The following is a 751-nucleotide window of genomic DNA, read 5'->3' as shown; positions in this document are numbered from 1 at the left end:
TGCGGCCCGGATCTCCCGGCTTGCCAAGACAATGCGGCTCCATCTTCGCCCATTGGGCGTCAGTCAAAACGAATCGGTCCATCCCAAGCTTGAATCACACCAAGCCCCGATGAGAATCCTGAATCCCAACAGACCCTAGTCCGTCGTCGCCGGTCTCCTGACTTTCATTCGCGAGCTCGCCAGCGACTCCATCTGCAGTGGTGGTTCGGGTGTGCAGCTTTGTCCGGTCACCGGTGATCTGCTCGACATAGTCGTCGATCGCTACGGTCGGCGGCCCGCGGGCCTTCCACGCCTTGATCCAGTCATGCCTTCAATTTGTACGCCGCCGGAAAGCGACGGTTCTTTGCCCTTGCTGCCACAGGTCATGCTCGAAATGAGCCTGTCACTGCAATTGTCGTGTCCCAATCCAGGGGGCAGTCCAGCACTGTCGCCGTAATCCTTGACGGCTTATGCGGACTAGCAGTCTGCTGAAAAACCCCTCGCCAGGAAGGGGACTTGATGATTCACTTTATCATCTCGAATCGGCGGAGACGATCATGCGCGGCAGGTTTACGGATCAGGGCGGCCTGTTTTCGTACATCGCGCCGGATAAACGTGTGCCAGCGAACCATCCGCTGCGGAAGGTCCGGGAACTTGTCCGGGATGTTTTGAATGATTTGAACCGCAGCCTTGGAAAGCTATACGCCAGCGAGGGACGTCCTTCGATCCCTCCGGAGCAATTGCTGAGCGCCTTGCTGCTGCAGGTGTTCTA

At 57.8% G+C, this 751-nt stretch carries 1 pseudogene; it reads left to right on the top strand.

Annotated elements, in window-relative coordinates:
- Window positions 1-536: 536 nt before the first annotated feature.
- Window positions 537-751 (top strand): annotated as a pseudogene (locus IVA74_RS39785) (IS5/IS1182 family transposase); the annotation flags it as partial.

This window comes from Bradyrhizobium sp. 132 (genome assembly GCF_023074185.1).
GTDB lineage: Bacteria > Pseudomonadota > Alphaproteobacteria > Rhizobiales > Xanthobacteraceae > Bradyrhizobium.
This window is presented reverse-complemented; position numbering and strand designations above follow the sequence as displayed.